This is a genomic window from Tardiphaga sp. 866_E4_N1_4 (assembly GCF_052076075.1).
GTDB lineage: Bacteria > Pseudomonadota > Alphaproteobacteria > Rhizobiales > Xanthobacteraceae > Tardiphaga > Tardiphaga robiniae.
On sequence record NZ_CP197242.1, the window covers coordinates 505,792 to 520,623 of the forward strand.

At 62.1% G+C, this 14,832-nt stretch carries 15 protein-coding genes; 7 read left to right on the forward strand and 8 right to left on the reverse strand.

Annotation, left to right across the window (positions count from 1 at the left end; translation table 11 throughout):
- Positions 1 to 22: 22 nt before the first annotated feature.
- The 4 genes from AB8B20_RS02625 to AB8B20_RS02640 form a co-directional block, all read right to left on the reverse strand.
- Positions 23 to 1,813 carry a monovalent cation:proton antiporter-2 (CPA2) family protein gene (locus AB8B20_RS02625; protein WP_439071585.1) on the reverse strand — a complete coding sequence of 597 codons (1,791 nt, stop codon included), beginning with the start codon at positions 1,811 to 1,813 and terminating at the stop codon, positions 23 to 25.
- 191 nt (positions 1,814 to 2,004) lie between these two features.
- Positions 2,005 to 3,045, reverse strand: coding sequence for an LLM class flavin-dependent oxidoreductase (locus AB8B20_RS02630; protein WP_439071586.1), 1,041 nt, complete (start codon positions 3,043 to 3,045; stop codon positions 2,005 to 2,007).
- Positions 3,046 to 3,086: 41 nt separating this feature from the next.
- Positions 3,087 to 4,487, reverse strand: a complete 1,401-nt coding sequence (locus AB8B20_RS02635; RefSeq protein ID WP_439071587.1) for an alginate export family protein — start codon at positions 4,485 to 4,487, stop codon at positions 3,087 to 3,089.
- 146 nt (positions 4,488 to 4,633) lie between these two features.
- Positions 4,634 to 5,281 carry a hydrolase gene (locus AB8B20_RS02640; protein ID WP_439071588.1) on the reverse strand — a complete coding sequence of 216 codons (648 nt, stop codon included), beginning with the start codon at positions 5,279 to 5,281 and terminating at the stop codon, positions 4,634 to 4,636.
- A 149-nt stretch (positions 5,282 to 5,430) separates the two neighbouring features.
- On the opposite strand from AB8B20_RS02640, the gene AB8B20_RS02645 reads away from it, so the two are divergent.
- Complete coding sequence (locus AB8B20_RS02645) at positions 5,431 to 6,324, forward strand: LysR family transcriptional regulator (protein WP_439071589.1); 894 nt, start codon at positions 5,431 to 5,433, stop codon at positions 6,322 to 6,324.
- Positions 6,325 to 6,404: 80 nt separating this feature from the next.
- Here AB8B20_RS02645 and AB8B20_RS02650 read toward each other — a convergent pair whose 3' ends face one another.
- The 3 genes from AB8B20_RS02650 to AB8B20_RS02660 form a co-directional block, all read right to left on the reverse strand.
- A complete protein-coding gene (locus AB8B20_RS02650) occupies positions 6,405 to 8,312 on the reverse strand; it encodes a potassium transporter Kup (RefSeq protein ID WP_089264451.1) in 1,908 nt (635 codons plus the stop codon).
- Between the two features lie 211 nt (positions 8,313 to 8,523).
- Entirely contained in the window at positions 8,524 to 8,781 is a 258-nt protein-coding gene (locus AB8B20_RS02655; RefSeq protein ID WP_089264450.1) for a hypothetical protein, read from the reverse strand.
- Between the two features lie 12 nt (positions 8,782 to 8,793).
- Positions 8,794 to 9,036, reverse strand: a complete 243-nt coding sequence (locus AB8B20_RS02660; RefSeq protein WP_184516379.1) for a hypothetical protein — start codon at positions 9,034 to 9,036, stop codon at positions 8,794 to 8,796.
- A gap of 70 nt (positions 9,037 to 9,106) precedes the next feature.
- Between AB8B20_RS02660 and coaD the strand changes: the two genes are divergently transcribed.
- From coaD to tgt, 6 genes are all read left to right on the forward strand, one after another.
- Entirely contained in the window at positions 9,107 to 9,604 is a 498-nt protein-coding gene (gene coaD, locus AB8B20_RS02665) for a pantetheine-phosphate adenylyltransferase (RefSeq protein WP_089264449.1), read from the forward strand.
- Positions 9,605 to 9,645: 41 nt separating this feature from the next.
- Positions 9,646 to 10,215 (forward strand): peptidylprolyl isomerase, encoded by a 570-nt coding sequence (locus AB8B20_RS02670; protein ID WP_089264448.1) that lies wholly within the window; start codon positions 9,646 to 9,648, stop codon positions 10,213 to 10,215.
- 5 nt (positions 10,216 to 10,220) lie between these two features.
- A complete protein-coding gene (locus tag AB8B20_RS02675; protein WP_309946204.1) occupies positions 10,221 to 10,664 on the forward strand; it encodes a hypothetical protein in 444 nt (147 codons plus the stop codon).
- On the forward strand, positions 10,640 to 11,107 hold the full coding sequence (locus tag AB8B20_RS02680; protein ID WP_116663619.1) for a peptidylprolyl isomerase: 468 nt from the start codon (positions 10,640 to 10,642) through the stop codon (positions 11,105 to 11,107). The genes AB8B20_RS02675 and AB8B20_RS02680 overlap by 25 nt, the downstream gene beginning before the upstream one ends.
- Positions 11,108 to 11,259: 152 nt before the next feature.
- Positions 11,260 to 12,342, forward strand: coding sequence for a tRNA preQ1(34) S-adenosylmethionine ribosyltransferase-isomerase QueA (gene queA / locus AB8B20_RS02685; RefSeq protein ID WP_439071590.1), 1,083 nt, complete (start codon positions 11,260 to 11,262; stop codon positions 12,340 to 12,342).
- Positions 12,339 to 13,472, forward strand: a complete 1,134-nt coding sequence (gene tgt, locus AB8B20_RS02690) for a tRNA guanosine(34) transglycosylase Tgt (RefSeq protein WP_120289859.1) — start codon at positions 12,339 to 12,341, stop codon at positions 13,470 to 13,472. Before queA ends, tgt begins: the two co-directional genes overlap by 4 nt.
- A gap of 96 nt (positions 13,473 to 13,568) precedes the next feature.
- Here the strand turns inward: tgt and lpxD are convergent, their stop codons facing one another.
- The gene (gene lpxD, locus AB8B20_RS02695; RefSeq protein ID WP_439071591.1) at positions 13,569 to 14,612 is read right to left on the reverse strand and encodes a UDP-3-O-(3-hydroxymyristoyl)glucosamine N-acyltransferase; all 1,044 of its coding nucleotides are present in this window, start codon (positions 14,610 to 14,612) and stop codon (positions 13,569 to 13,571) included.
- Positions 14,613 to 14,832: the final 220 nt, after the last annotated feature.

Consider the following 14,832-nt stretch of genomic DNA (forward strand, 5'->3'; position numbering starts at 1 on the left):
TTCGACACCGTTCGTGGAACCGCTACTCCGCACTCGCCGGCCGTGTCTTGAAGAACGGGCTCGGCTCCGGCGTTTCGGCATTGCCGCGGAGCAGCTTGCGGCCGGCTTCCAGGCCGCCGATGACTTCCAGCTCGACGCGTTGCGCGTCGCGGTCGCGGACATCGGCGATGGCTTCGCGGGCCTCGTCTTCGTCGAGGCCGAGGCCGGTCAGGACGGCTTCGCTGAACAGCAGTGCGGATTCGAAGGTTTCGCGGATCTGGAAATCGACGCCGGCATGAATGAGGCGCAGCGAATGGCCGCGGTCGTAGGAGCGGACATAGAGTTTGGCCAGCGGGAATTCCGAGCGGCACAGTTCGACGATGTGATCTGCTGCCTCCGGTTTGTCGACACAGATCAGGATCGCTTCAGCGGTGCCAGCGCCGGAAGCGTGCAGCACGTCGAGGCGGGTGCCGTCGCCATAGTGGATCTTGAAGCCGAAATTGCCGGCGGCGCGGATCATGTCCACATCGGTTTCGATCAGCGAAAGTTCGATGTTGCGCGCCAGCAGGGCCTGGCTCGCCACCTGCGCGAAGCGGCCGAAGCCGATGAACAGCACTTTCCCGCGCAGGCCGTCGGCTTTGTCGATGCCGTCCATGGAGACCGGCGTGCTCTGCCGCATCTGCGCGTGGATCAGCAACACGATGGGCGTCAGTGCCATCGACAGGATGACGATCGCGCTCATGACCGCGGAGACGCGGGTGTCGAAGATGCCAGCGGTGCCGGCAGCCGCATAGAGGACGAAGGCGAATTCGCCGCCTTGCGCGAACAGCGCGGCGCGGTGGGTGGCGGCGGCGTGATCAGACTTTGCGAGGCGCGCGATCACATAGATGCCGATCGCCTTGACGATCATGAAGGCCACGACGCCGCCCAGCACCATGATCCATTCACTGGCGACGATGCGCAGATTCAGCGACATGCCGACGCTGAGGAAGAACAGGCCGAGCAGGATGCCGCGGAACGGTTCGATGTCGGCCTCGAGCTGATGCCGGAAGTTCGATTCCGAGAGCAGCACGCCGGCGAGGAAGGCGCCCATCGCCATCGACAGGCCGACGCTCTGCATGAACACGGCGGAGCCGAGCACGACGAGCAGCGCTGCGGCGGTCAACACTTCGCGCGCGCCGGCCCGAGCAATGATGCGGAAGAACGGGTCGAGCAGCCAGCGGCCCGCCGCCAGCAGCGCGGCGAGGCCGGCGAGGGCGATGGCGGCGCTCTGCCACATCGGTTTTGCGTTCGCGGCGGCCGGCGCATCGGCGGCGCCCCAGATAGCGACCAGCGCCAGCAGCGGAACGATGGCAAGATCCTCCAGCAACAGGATCGCGATGGCGCGCTGGCCTTCTGGCGATGTGGTCTCGTCTTGTTCCTCCAGCAGCTGCATGATGACGGCGGTGGAGGACAGCACAAAGCCCATGGCGCCGATCATGGCGACGGGAAAGCTGAGGCCCGCGGCCATCCCGACCAGCGTGAGCAGGAAGCCGCAGGTGATGACCTGCGCTGCGCCAAGGCCAAAGATCTGCCGGCGCAGCTTCCACAGCTTTGACGGGCGCATTTCCAGCCCGATGATGAACAGAAACATGACGACGCCGAGCTCGGCCGTATGCAGCAGCGTCTCGGGATCATTGAACAGGCCAAGGCCGAACGGCCCGACGGCCAAGCCGGCGATGAGATAACCGAGGACGGAGCCGAGGCCCAATCGCTTGAACAGTGGCACTGCAACGGTGGCCGCACCCAGCAGGACAATTGCGTGTCCCAAACTAAAACCGGAAGCGTCCGCCATTTCACCTCTTTCGTTGATCTGCCGGATGTCTCCAATCCGGCGTGCCTTATATTTTCGCACAGTGCGTCGCGAGCAGAGTAGATGACTTTGGCGGCTTTGTCCGATGCCGCCACGCGTGCGGCAATTCAGCGCGTCAGGTTCACGTCGTGAAGAGAACCGTCATACGCTGCATGAGAGACATGCAGTGCTTCTCATGTCCGTGCGTGCGCCGCCCGGATGATCGGCGCGACGTCAGTGCCGAGAAGCTCGATCGAACGCTTCATCGCGGCGGTTTCGAGGGAAGCCGTGCTCATCTGGAAGGTGATGCGCGAGACGCCGCCGAGAGCCTCATCGGCATGGCGCATCTTCGCTGCGACCGTTGCGGGATCGCCGACGAGGAACGCGCCTTCCGGGCCGGCCATGGCGTCAAATTGCTGGCGCGACGGTGGTGACCAGCCACGTTCGCGGCCGATTCTCGCCGTCAGATGCGCCCAGCCGGGGAAGAAGGCGTCTTTGGCGGCTGCGGTGGTCTCGCCGACAAAACCCATCGCGTGCACACCCACTTTGAGTTTGTCGGGACTGTGCCCGGCGCGGCTGCCGGCGTCGCGATAGAGATCGACGAGCGGACGAAAACGTTCGAATGTGCCGCCGATGATCGCGACCATCAGGGGCAGGCCCAGCGTGCCGGCGCGCGCGAAGGATTCCGGCGTGCCGCCGACGCCGATCCAGATCGGCAGCCGGGCTTGATGCGGACGCGGATAGACACCCTGGCCCTCGAGCGCCGAACGAAAGCGACCTTTCCAGATCGGATGTTTGGTCTCGCCAAGCTTCAAGAACAGCGCGAGCTTCTCGGCAAAGAGTTTGTCATAGTCCTGCGGGTCCATGCCAAACAGCGGATAGGCTTCGCCAAACGAGCCTCGACCAACGACGAGTTCCGCACGGCCTTTCGAGATGAGATCGAGAGTCGCGAATTCCTGAAACACGCGCACGGGATCAGCGGCGCTCAGCACTGTTACGGCGCTGGTCAAACGAATCTGGCTGGTGCGCGCTGCTGCCGCGGCCAGGATGATCGCGGGCGCGGAATCGAGGAATTCGGCGCGGTGATGCTCACCGATGCCGAAGACATCGAGCCCAACCCGGTCGGCGACCTCGACCTCATCAAGGAGGTCCGCCATGCGATCGGTCGCTGAAGGCAGCTTGCCCGTCGCTGGATCGGGAAGGATGGCTGCAAAACTGTCGATGCCGATTTCCATGAGAACTCCTTGTTCAACTCGTCGATCAGGTCGTGTCACAGCTAGAACCGGAAGTTCGCCATCACGCTGATCAGGGTTATGGTCTGTGCGGGTCCGGTGTCCGATAGGAAACGCCCGGCTTCGAAGGCACTCAACGATGCAGACAGATTGAGCTCGGCCGTAGCCTGCCATGCTACGGACAGCTCGATCTGATGTCCGATGTAGCGCGCATCGCTGCCTTTGCCGCTTCTCACGAGATTTCCGGGGACCCCGTAGATCCCATCGACCGTGCTCTGTCGCCAATAGGCCGCTCCGGTGAGCGAGACTGCGACATCTTTGCGCGGATAGACGGTGATCGACGGCCGGACCTGAATGAGGTTGCGCGGGCCGACCGGAGACAGAGCACCGAAATATTTGCCCCTCGGAAATAGAGGATTGAACGTCCCGAGCTTTGCATCGTCCGGGTTGCCGTCTCCCGAAATAACATCGGACATGAACCGGAGTTCGGGTTGAAAAGGCGTCTGAAGGAAGCGATAGCCGAATTCACCACCAATACCCCATGCTTCCACGCGTCGCGTTCCGAAAGTCCCACGCTGTAGGGCGCCTTCGACGTTCCAGAACCAGGCGCCCGTGTCGCCGAAGATTCGCGTTCCGAATGTATGCGCGAGTTCCCTGCCGCGGCCTTGATCGAAAACCGCATCGCGATCCAGCAAACCGAGATAGTAGATATCGACACCGACCGACTTGTTCTCCCGCAGCCATTGGGTTGCATAGGCGCCCCAGACGGTTTTTTGGCGCGACATGCGATCATCAAAATCGCCCGGAAAATTGTCAACGGGACGGGCGTAAAACAGCGTCATCTGGCGATCAGGTCCGGTGACGATCGCGTCGAGACCGTCAAAGGCCTGCGGAACATTGGGACCGTAGCGGGTGTCGATGAAGCGGCCAGCGCCCAGCGACATCAGCTTGCGCCCCGCCGACATGCGCAGTGTGCTGCGGTCTCCGACATCCATTTCGATCTCGCCGAATGCCTGAAGCATATCGGCGCCGGTCGTATCGACCGGACGCTCGGGACGGCTGGTGCCGGTGATCGTCGAAAAGATGGGTTGGGTGAAAAACCGCACCTTGCCTGCGTGAAGGTCGGCATAGGGCATGAAACGGTGCCAGATATAACTGTCATTCGGCGCGGATCCCCAATTGACGTTGGTATAGCCTTCGTAGCGCGACCGGACTTCCATGCCGGTCGCGAGATAAATCAATGCTTGCTCCTGCAACGGGATGTATTTGAAGGGCTCCGTCCAATGGCCGGTTCGCTTAGATGGATCCGCGAGATAGGACCAATCCTCACGATATCGTTCGTTCGTCAGCGTTGGCGCGCGCTCGACGTCAGTGCCGACCTGTGCCTGTACGAATGTAGTCGTCGCGGCGATCGTCGCCGCAAGAACGAAGCTCAACTTGATCATCAGGCGTTTTCATCGACGAGGGCAGTCAGATCTTGGGCGGGACAGCTCGTTCCCGCTGCGCTTGGCCGTTGTTTTGCGCTGAGGGTGGGCGGCGAAACCGCGATGAGCGGTCGATGCTCGTACAGTCGCGCCGTCCCTTGCCTCAGTTAGCTTTTCGGCACCGGCGTGTTGAGCAGTTGCTGCTCCCACACATAGGCGATACCGGTGCCGCCGCCGTGCCGTATCATGATGTCCGTCACTCCGGGCACCGTCTCCAGCCGGGCCCAGTCGCGCTGCCATTCGCCGATCACTGCGAACCAGGTCATCATGTTGGCGCCAGCTCGGATCATGCGCTGGATCGCGACCTCATGGGCTTCCAGCGACATGCCGCCGGACGCGTCGGTGACGACAGTAACGTCCCAGCCCTCGCCGAGCGCCTGGATCGTGGGCATTGCCACGCAGACTTCGGTCCACAGGCCAGCGATGATGAGTTGCTTGCGACCCGTCGCCTTCACCGCGTTCACCACCTTCGGATCTTGCCAGGTGTTGACCCAGGTCCGGTCGATCACCTCCTGTCCGGGGAAGACATCGGTGATCTGTGGAAACAGGACACCGCCACGTTCAATGAGCACGCTCGTCAGGATCGTGGGGACGCCGAAAACCTTGGCGGCCTTGGCCAGGCCCACCGTGTTGTTGATCACCATCTGCTGGTCGTGGCTGTTCAGGGCGGCCATCTGGAACGGCTGGTGGTCGATCAGAACGAGAACCGAATCTTCGGGGCGAAGAAGCGACGCAAGGCCATTACGAAAGGTCATGAATATATCCTCTGCTGCCGTTGTTAAGTGAGACGGATCGGGAGACATGCGCCAACGGCGACGTTGTCTGAGGGCGTATTGCCGTTCTTGTCGGTAATGCGATAGTGACCGCTCGTGCCAAGCTGTGTCGCAGAACGGGGAACGCCGAATTGGATATCGAAGATCTCAGGACGTTCGTGGAAGTCGCCGACGCCGGGGGCGTGTCATCCGCCGCGCGCCGGCTCGGCGTCTCCAAGTCGATCGTCAGTCGGCAGCTTGCTCGCATTGAAGCGGAACTTGGCGTGCAGCTTCTCGCACGAACCACGCGCGGCGCTGCGCTCACCGAAGCGGGGGTCGCGTTTCGCGACCATGCAGCGCGTGCTTGCGCCGAGATCGACGCGGCCAGGGAGTTGCTCCTGCCTGATGGCGAGCTTTGCGGCCGCTTGCGCATTGCTGTGCCGCTGACTTTCGGCCCAACGCACTTAGCTCCCGTGCTTGCGGACATGGCGCGACGGCACCCGCAGCTCCACATCCATAGCGTCTACAGTGATCGCTTCGTTGATCTCATCGCCGAAGGTTTCGATTGCGCGATCCGGGTTGGCTATCTTCCGGACTCCAACCTGATCGCGCGACACGTCGGTCCCATCTATGGAAAACTGGTCGCGAGCCCGGACTATATCGCAGCGCATGGTTCCCCCGAGACGCCGGACGAACTCGTCGCGCATCAGGCTCTCATGCAGGGCACAGAAGCTTGGCAATTCATGGATGGCGACAAGACAATCACGGTGCGCCCGCAAGGGCGCTTCAAAGCCGACAACGGCACGGCTCTCCGCGCCGCAGCATTGGCAGGACTCGGCATCGCCTGGCTCCCCGATGGCATCACCCATGACGATGTCGCCTCGGGCGCGCTTGTTCCGGTCATGACACGCCATCCGCCACCACCGGCAGGTGTCTATGTCATCCGGCCGCCAAGTCAGCATCCCGCACGGAAGGTGCGGGTTCTTACCGAAATGCTCATCGCGTGTTTCGCAGAGGCCCCGCGCCTTGCGGGCGTCGATCGCTAGAGCGCAGGCAGGAGGCCTCGACGTTCGGCCAGGCCTGCTGCGAGCAGTCGTGACCGGCCGAGGCTTAAGTCGCGCGCGGCTTATATCTCGATTTCGGTGCCGAACTCGACGACCTGCTTGGTCGGCACGCCGAAGAACGCTGCGGAGCGTTCGGCGTTACGTTGCAGGAACGCGAATACGGTTTCGCGCCACACCGCCATCCCGGCGACCTTGTCGCTGGGAATGATGGTCTCCCGGCCGATGTAATAGGTGATCTCGGCGAGGTCGATGCCGGGCAGCTTGCCCTGTTCGGAGGCCAGGCCGAGCCCGTCTGAAATCGTTGGATACTGCATGAAGCCGTAATGCAGGATGACGCGCGTGATCCCTTCAATGACTTCGATAATTTCGGCGCGATCGGCATCCGGGACGCGCGGCACTTCGGAGATCAGCACAGTCACCAGAATGACCCGCTCATGTAGGACGTGGTTATGCTTGACGAATTGCGTCAGTGCCAGCGGCACGCCATTCGGCATGGATGCCAGGAACACCGCGGTGCCATTGAGCCGCGCATGGCAGCGACTGACGGCCGTCTCGATCAGGTCCTCTTCGGGTTGACGCAGTTTGGCGCGGGCGCTTTCGACGAGTTTGACGCCGCTGCGCCATGTCAGCATCAGGAACGCCACAGCAGCCGCCAAGAATAGCGGAAACCAGCCGCCTTCGAACAGCTTCGTGGAATTGGCGGCGAAGAAGATGCAATCGATGATGAAGAAGAAGCCGTTCACCGACACGACGAGAAGCGGCGGATAGCCCCATTGCAGTGCGACCAATGCCGCGAGCAGCGTGGTGATCGCCATCAGCAGCGATACGGCGATGCCATAGGCGCCTGCCAGTGCGTCCGACGTGCCGAAGCTGAGCACGGCGGCCAGCGTCGCCGCCGCCAGCAGCCAGTTCACCAGCGGCACATAGATCTGGCCCATGGCGTGGCTGGTGGTGTGCCGAATCTGCATCCGCGGCAGGAAGCCGAGCTGGATCGATTGCTGCGTCAGCGAGAACACACCGGAAATGATAGCCTGCGAGGCGATCACCGTCGCGACAGTGGCAAAGGCCACCAGCGGGTAGTGCAGCCAGTCCGGCGCCAGTTGATAGAACGGGTTGTTGATGGCGGTCGGGTCGGCGATCAGCAGTCCCGCCTGGCCGAAATAGTTCAGCACCAGCGCCGGCAGGGCGATGGCAAACCAGGCGAGCCTGATCGGCATCCGGCCGAAATGGCCCATATCGGCATACATCGCTTCGCCGCCGGTCACGGCAAGGAAGGCAGCGCCGAGAATGGCAAAGCTGATGTGGAAGTCCTGGTGGATCAGGAATTCGAAGGCATAGAGCGGACTGACGGCAGCGAGCACGCCGGGCGATTGCACGATGCCATGGATGCCGAGCAGCGCCAGCACGGCAAACCAGCCCAGCATCACTGGCCCGAAGATACCGCCGATGAAACCGGTGCCCTTGCTCTGCATCAGAAACAGCCCGATCAGAATGATGACGGTGAGCGGCACCACGGCTGGCGCAAGCGACGGTGCATCGACCTTGAGGCCTTCAATGGCTGATAGGACCGAGATCGCCGGCGTAATGGCGCCGTCGCCATAGAGCAGGGCGGCGCCGACGAGACCGACGACCAGCAGATGTATGCGCCACGTGCCCGGCTCTGCGTTGCGCGCGTGGAGCAGTGCCAGCAGGGCGACGATGCCGCCTTCGCCGCGATTGTCGGCGCGCAGAATTAGAAGCGCGTATTTCAGGGAGATAATCAGGATCAACGCCCAGAGGATAAGCGACACCACACCGAGCGTCGCTTCGGACGTGAGAGGCCCGCCATGGGCCGCTGCCTTCACGGCTTCCTTCAATGCGTAAAGGGGGCTGGTGCCGATATCACCATAGACAACGCCGAGCGCGCCGATCGTTGCCGTGAGAGGAAGTCCGCCAGAGTGGCCTGGCGATGCGGCTGGGATGGCGGTCACTGGCAGCCCTCACGGGACTCGCGCTTTCACGATCGCGCTTAACCAGCAGTCTGCGACGTTGCGTCGCGAATTGCTATGAAATTAGTTGAAGCAGGTGTCGCGAGAGTTTCACTGAACTATGCGTCGTGCGGGTTCGGTGAGTGGATCGTGGTTGTCCAGATTGAATATCAGAACACCCTGGCTCTGACCGGGGTGCGGTATCCTTTGCCGCTTAGCGACGCTCGGTGGTCACGAGGCGTACTTCGCGGACAGTGATCGTCTTGCTGGCTGCGTTACGCAGGCAGGAGGCCTCGAAGTTCGGCCAGGCCTGCTCGGAGCAGTTGCGACCTACGGTGTGGATGTCCAGACGGTCGGCCTTGGCGAGGGCCACCGGCACCGACGCCTCGACCTTCGGGGCAAAGCCCGGCAGAACGGTGAGGGCGGCTGCGATGAAAGCTGCGACGGCAACTGCTGAGAGAGTCTTGATCATGACGGTCCCCTGTCATTCGGGCCGTTTTGGCCCGGTTTGTTTGTCGCTTCCTGTGCTTGCCTGATTAATCAGGCCCGGTTTCAGGAAGTTGTCGTGTCCGGGCAAAGTGGTTTCATCCGGCCCAGTTTGTGTTTCGTCCGTACGCGCATGACGACACATGAGGCTCGAAAGCCCAATGTTTTCAATATCGTTGCTGCGTACCCAGTAGACGCGCTGACCCGGCATCCGGTTCGAGCCCTGTCCGAAAATAAACATCGGCCATTCGGCCCGAGCGGGCGGAACCAAGTCGGCTTGCGGCTCGAACGGGGGCGGGGTAGGAGGGGGAATGCCCCGTATCGCGCTTTATCCCGGTTCATTCGATCCCGTCACCAATGGCCATCTCGATGTGGTCCGCCATGCCGTTGGCCTGTGCGACAAGCTCGTGGTCGCGATCGGCGTGCACCCCGGCAAGAAGCCGCTGTTCTCGACGGACGAGCGGCTGGAGATGGTGAAGCAGGTGTTCGGACCGCTGGCGTCAGCCGCCGGCTGCGAATTCGACTGCACGACCTATGACAATCTCACCACCACACTGGCGCAGCAGATCGGTGCGACCATCATGATCCGCGGGCTGCGCGACGGTACTGATCTCGATTACGAGATGCAGATCGTCGGTATGAACGAGACCATGGCGCCGGATGTGCAGACGGTATTTCTTCCGGCCTCGGTGAGTGTCCGCCCGATCACCGCCACACTGGTCCGGCAAATCGCCGCCATGGGCGGCGACGTTTCGGCTTTCGTCCCGGACGCGGTTGCCAAGAGCCTCAAGTCCAAATTCGCCGCTTAATCAAACGCCGGCTGACCGGCTTTCTCTGATCCGGAGTTTCCATGATCCGTATAGTCGCACTTGCTGCCGCGCTGATGTTCGCGGCTCCCGCTTTCGCGCAGGCTCCGGCAGCCCTTCCGGCTGGCCTCGACAAGGCCAATTCGGTCGTGATCGACACGACCAAGGGCCGGATCATCATCAAGCTGCGCACCGATATCGCCCCGCAGCACGCCGAGCGCATCAAGCTGCTCGCCCGCGAAGGCTACTACAACAACGTACCGTTCCACCGCGTGATGGACGGCTTCATGGCGCAGACCGGCGACGGCAAGAACTTCAACGGTACCGGCGGATCGAAGTATCCGAACCTGAAGGCCGAATTCTCGCAGGTGCCGTACAAGCGCGGCGTCGTCGGCATGGCGCGAGCCGGCGATCCGGATTCGGCCAATTCGCAGTTCTTCATCATGTTCGCTGAAGGCTCATCCCTGAACGGCAAATACACCGTGGTTGGCGACGTCGTCGCCGGCATGGACGTGGTGGACAAGCTCAAGAAGGCGCCTCCCGGCTCGGCCAGTGGTGCCGTGACCGACCCTGACAAGATGGTCAAGGTTCAGGTCGCTTCCGACATCAAGTGAGCATCATGATGCCGCGATGCAGGGGCATTGCTCTGCTCGCGGCATTATTACTGTCTGGCGTTCTTCAGGCGCATCCGGCATCGGCTCAGTCTGAAGCCGTGAGCACGCTGGAGGGCATGTTCGGAAGGCTGAAAGCGTGCTGGCATCCGCCCGCCTTGCCGCGCGGCCATCCGGGCATGGAGATCACGGTACTGTTCAGCTTCAAGCGATCCGGTGAACTTCTCGGAAGGCCGCGAATTACCTTCGAGACGCCGGATGCCTCCGAGGCCGACAGCGTTGCTTACCGAACGGCTGTGATGGAGACATTGCAACATTGCACGCCGATGCCATTTACCGGGGGCCTGGGCGACGCGGTCGCTGGACGCCCCTTCCGAGTGCGGTTTGACGACCGCCGAAACCAACCCAAACCAGTAGAGAGACGAGCATGGCTGTTACCGAGAATACTTTGATCCTTGAAACCACCCAGGGTCCCGTCACCATCGAGATGCGCCCGGATCTGGCCCCGGGCCATGTCGCTCGTATCAAGGAGCTCGTGCGCGAAGGCTTCTACGACGGTATCGTCTTCCACCGTGTCATCGACGGCTTCATGGCGCAGACCGGCTGTCCGCAGGGCACCGGCACCGGCGGTTCGGGCAAGAAGCTGAAGGCCGAATTCAATAACGAGCCGCATGTGCGCGGCACACTGTCGATGGCGCGCGCGGCCAGCCCGGATTCCGGAGACAGCCAGTTCTTCATCTGCTTCGACGACGCGTCGTTCCTCAACAAGCAGTACACTGTCTGGGGCAAGGTCACCGAAGGCATGGAGAACGTCGACAAGATCAAGCGCGGCGAGCCGGTGCAGAACCCGGACAAGATCGTCAAGGCCACCATGGCTGCTGACGCGGCTGCCTAAGTTAAGCTCCTCCCTCACGTTCGTCATGCCCGGGCAGCGCGAAGCGAACTTCGCTAGTTGTCCCGGGCATCGACGTTTTATAGGCATCAACACCAAGATGTGGATGGACGGGACGAGCCCGGCCATGACGGAGTGGGAATAACTACAAACCCATGCGTACCGATATCTTCGATTTCGAACTTCCCGCCGAGAACATCGCGCTGCGGCCTGCCAGCCCGCGCGACGCCGCGCGGCTACTTGTCGTTCAGCCGGGTATCGGCGTGCAGGATCATGTCGTATCGGATCTGCCGACCTGGCTGAAGCCCGGCGATCAGCTGGTCGTCAACGACACCAGGGTTATCTCGGCGCAACTCACCGGCCGTCGTATTGGCCGCGAGACCGAACCGAAGATCGATGCGACGCTGATCAAGCGCCTCGACAATTCGCGCTGGCAGGCGCTGGTACGGCCTGCAAAGAAGCTCGTCGAAGGCGATACGGTGCGCTTCGGCAATGAAGGCCGCGTCTGCCTGCTCGGACATCTCGACGCTCAAGTCGAGCACAAGGGCGATGCCGGCGAGATCATCTTCTCTTTCTCGTTTCACGGCCCGGCGTTGGATCAGGCGATTGCCGAACTCGGCGCGCCGCCACTGCCGCCTTACATCGCCGGAAAACGCGCTCCGGACGAGCGTGACACGGCCGACTATCAAACCATGTTCGCCGCCAATGACGGCGCCGTCGCCGCACCGACGGCAGGACTGCATTTCACGCCGGCACTGGAAGCCGCTCTGAAGGCGCGCGGCGTCGGCCTGCATCGCATCACGCTGCATGTCGGAGCCGGGACGTTCCTGCCGGTGAAGGTCGACGACACCGCAGAGCACAAGATGCATGCCGAGTGGGGTACGATCTCGCGCGTAACGGCGGATGCGTTGAACACAGCGCATGCAGCCGGCGGACGCATCGTCGCTGTCGGCACGACCTCGATGCGCCTACTGGAAAGCGCGACGTCCGAGGACGGCGTTATTCATCCGTTCGCCGACGAGACTGCGATCTTCATCACGCCCGGCTATCGCTTCCGCGCCGTCGATATCATGCTCACGAATTTCCATCTGCCGCGTTCGACGCTGTTCATGCTGGTCTCTGCCTTCGCCGGCATGGATACGATGAAGCAGGCCTATGCCCATGCCATCGCGACCGGCTATCGTTTCTATTCATACGGCGACGCCAGTCTGCTGTTTCGGGACACACGCAATCAATGACCGTCGCCAATCATTTCGAACTGCTGCGCACTGACGGCACGGCACGCAGGGGCCAGCTGACGACGCCGCATGGCGTGGTGCGCACACCTGCCTTCATGCCGGTCGGCACCCTCGGTGCGATGAAGAGCCTGCACTGGCGCGACGTGCGCGATGCCGGTGCCGATATCGTGCTCGGCAATACCTACCACCTGATGCTGCGTCCCGGCGCCGAACGCGTCGCGTCGTTCGGCGGTCTGCAAAAATTCACGACCTGGAACGGACCGATGCTGACCGATTCCGGCGGCTTCCAGGTGATGTCGCTGGCGCAGCTCCGCAAGGTGACCGAGCAGGGCGTCACGTTCCGTTCGCATATCGATGGCGCGAAGTTCGAATTGACGCCGGAGCGCGCCATCGAGATCCAGCGGCTGCTGAATTCCGACATCGCCATGCAGCTCGACGAATGCGTGCGGCTGCCGGCGGAGCACGCCGACATCGATCGTGCGATGCAGCTGTCGCTGCGCTGGGCCGAGCGCTGCAAGCGCGCCTTCGAGACGGCGCCGGACGGCTACATGCTGTTCGGCATCGCGCAGGGGGGCGATGTGCCGGAACTGCGCCGCGCCAGCGCACAGGGGCTGATCGATATCGGCTTTCATGGCTATGCGATCGGTGGGCTCGCCGTCGGCGAGCCGCAGGCCGTGATGCTGGCGATGATCGAGGAGGTGGTTCCGATCCTCCCCTCGGACCGGCCGCGTTATCTGATGGGTGTCGGCACGCCGGATGATATGCTGGAAGCGGTGGCGCGCGGCGTCGACATGTTCGACTGCGTGATGCCGACGCGCAACGGTCGCCACGGCATGGCCTTCACGCGCCACGGCCAGATCAACATGCGCAATGCGCGGCATCAGGATGATCCGCGGCCGCTGGACGAAGAGAGCACTTGGCCGGCGGCACGCGATTACTCGCGCGCCTATCTGCATCATCTGGTGCGATCAGGTGAGACCCTCGGCGCGATGCTGCTGTCGGAAATCAACATCGCCTATTACCAGAGCCTGATGCAGGGCATCCGCGCAGCCATCGAGGCCGGAACGTTCGAAGAGTTTCGGGCGCATACGCGCGAGGGCTGGGCACGCGGCGACATTCCGCCGCGGTAACCGGAGGTCAACTAGGTCGCCTTCACCGGTTCCGACTTCACCGGCCAGTCGATCATCCGTGCCTCGGCCGGCAGCCAGGTCCGGTTTGCAGGTTCATCAATCGTTTGTCTCGCGGTCACCGGCCGCAAGCATTTCCATGGCCTTGTATTGCCGGAAAAACCTGCGGCTCGGGCGAGCTGGGAATCCTGCCCATCGCTCTCCTGCGGGCACGTCGCGCGTGACGCCGCTTGCACCGGCTATCTGTGCGCCGTCGCCGATCGTCAGATGAGGAGCAATTCCAGTCTGGCCGCCTATTGCAACAAAGCTCCCGAGAGTTGCGGATCCGGCAATTCCGACTTGCGCGGCGATGAGGCAGTGTCTGCCAATCGTCACGTTGTGGGCGACTTGTACGAGGTTATCGAGCTTCGTACCTTCGCCGATAGACGTGTTGCGGGTCGACCCGCGATCGATGGTCGTGTTTGCGCCTATTTCGACGCAGTCCTCAATAATGACGCCTCCGACCTGGAGAATTTTTATATGTCCGCCTTTGTCAGGCACGAATCCGAAGCCGTCCTGCCCGATCGATACGCCTGGATGGACAATGACGTGATTGCCGACAGTTGCGTGCGCAATGATAGCGCTGGCGCCGACTGAGCTATGGCTCCCGATGGTTACGTCTGGACCGATCACGACGTTTGACCCGATATAAGTGCGTTCACCGATCTTGGCCCGGGGACCGATCACTGCGCCGGGATCGATGGTAACCCCGCAATCGATAATGGCCGAAGCATGAATCGTGGCGTTTGGAGAAATGCCGTCGGTCTCGAAAAGTGACCCCGGGATAGCCGCTCCTGGATAGAGCAACGCGAGGATCCTTGAGTAAATCAAGTACGGCTGAGGTGTCACAAAAGAGTAAGTCTCCTTTGGAACGGATGCGCTGAAGCGCGGGGAGACGAGACAAGCGCCTGCATTCGTCTGCCTCAAGGCCTCAAGATACTTGTGATTGTCCATATAGCTCAGCTCGCCGCGGCGCGCTGTCTCTAGCGCTGCTCCAGCCGAAATGAGGAAATCTTTTGTAACAAAAAGTAAGCCCGCGATGCCCGCGACCTCACTTGCAGTGATCGTGCGCTTAGGCACGAAGAAGGGAATTTGACCGGTCATGACCGACTCCAGTGCGGGTATCCCCTCGACCTGAGAGACGGCTTCTCCGCTGTAGACCCGACAGCTGGTTAGCACGGCTTGGGAACATCAGAAATGGCGAAGGTGTGACTGCGGCGTGGTCATTACCTAGTGCACGCGTGACGGTGCAAATCGTTTGCGCAGATTGCTGACCTTGACGCGTGCCGATGCTGCGCCGACGCGGACGCCGGTCGAGACGATA